Annotated in this window: 1 protein-coding gene; it reads right to left on the bottom strand. The window is 71.1% G+C overall.

Annotated features, from left to right (window positions below; translation table 11 throughout):
* Positions 1-111: 111 nt before the first annotated feature.
* Positions 112-969 carry a pyrroline-5-carboxylate reductase gene (gene proC, locus CCN51_RS51860; RefSeq protein WP_014178577.1) on the bottom strand — a complete coding sequence of 286 codons (858 nt, stop codon included), beginning with the start codon at positions 967-969 and terminating at the stop codon, positions 112-114.
* Between the last annotated feature and the right edge of the window lie 274 nt (positions 970-1,243).

The raw sequence follows: 1,243 nt of genomic DNA, 5'->3' as shown, positions 1-1,243 counted from the left end.
ACGAGGCGGTGGGGCTGCTGCCGCCCAGCTGAGCCCGGCCGGCTCGTCCCCCTCCAGCCCCGCCTCTGTCCCTGTTCCTGTCCCTGTCCGCCCCGGTTGCCCGGTGCCCCGTCAGCCGTTGCCGGAGGCGAGCTCGCGGCTGCGGTCGCGGGCCGCCTCCAGGGCGGCGATCAGCGCGGCGCGCACGCCGTGGCTCTCCAGCTCGCGGATGGCGCTGATGGTGGTGCCGGCCGGTGAGGTCACCGCCTCGCGCAGCTTGACCGGGTGCTCTCCGCTGTCGCGGAGCATCACGGCCGCGCCGATCGCCGCCTGGACGATCAGGTCGTGGGCCTTGTCGCGGGGCAGGCCCAGCAGGATGCCCGCGTCGGTCATGGCCTCGACGAGGAAGTAGAAGTACGCGGGGCCGGAGCCGGAGAGCGCGGTCGCGGCGTCCTGCTGGGTCTCGGGGACGCGCAGGGTCTTCCCGACGCTGCCGAAGATCGCCTCCGCGTGTGCCAGGTGCTCTTCGGTGGCGTGGCTGCCGGCCGAGATGACCGACATGGCCTCGTCGACCAGGGCCGGGGTGTTGGTCATGACCCGGACGACCGGGGTGCCGACGGCCAGCCGCGCCTCGAAGAAGGCGGTCGGGATGCCCGCCGCGCCGGAGATCACCAGCCGGTCGGCGGGGACGTGCGGGGCGAGCTCGTCGAGCAGGGCGCCCATGTCCTGGGGCTTGACGGTGAGGATGAGGGTGTCGGCGATCTTGGCGGCATCGGCATTGGAGACGGCCTCGACGCCGTGGCGGGCCCGGAGCTCTGCGGCGCGCTCCGGGCGGCGGGCCGTGACCAGCAGGTCGGACGGGGACCAGCCGCTGCGGATCATTCCGCTGAGGAGCGCTTCGCCGATCTTGCCCGTACCCAGTACGGCGACCTTCTCCGTGCCCCTCTCTGTCACCTTCTCCGGCGCCTTCTCCGTCACCTTCTCCGTCATGGTGCGGCTCACCTCGTGGATTGCTGTGTTGCGTACGGAGCCATCCTCGCACCGGGGACGGGGTAGGTGTGTGAAGCGTCCAGGTGGCGGTACGGGGGCCCGGCGTGTGGAGGGGGCGCGTCCGCGCGGGCGTCCGCCGGGGCAATCGGAGCTGATCGCTCCCGTTAGATGACTCCGCGTTCACAGTTCGGTTACATAGCGACTTGCAAATGGTCACGACCCTTTGGACATAATGGAGTTCGGTGTCCAACTCGTGATCAGAGGGGGGGCGATG

The organism is Streptomyces milbemycinicus (assembly GCF_002154605.1).
Taxonomy (GTDB): Bacteria; Actinomycetota; Actinomycetes; order Streptomycetales; family Streptomycetaceae; genus Streptomyces; species Streptomyces milbemycinicus.
This window is presented reverse-complemented; position numbering and strand designations above follow the sequence as displayed.

What these genes read in the sequence shown, in the direction of transcription:
- proC (WP_014178577.1), bottom strand. Translation starts at nt 969, where the DNA reads ATGACGGAGAAGGTGACGGAGAAGGCGCCGGAGAAGGTGACAGAGAGG.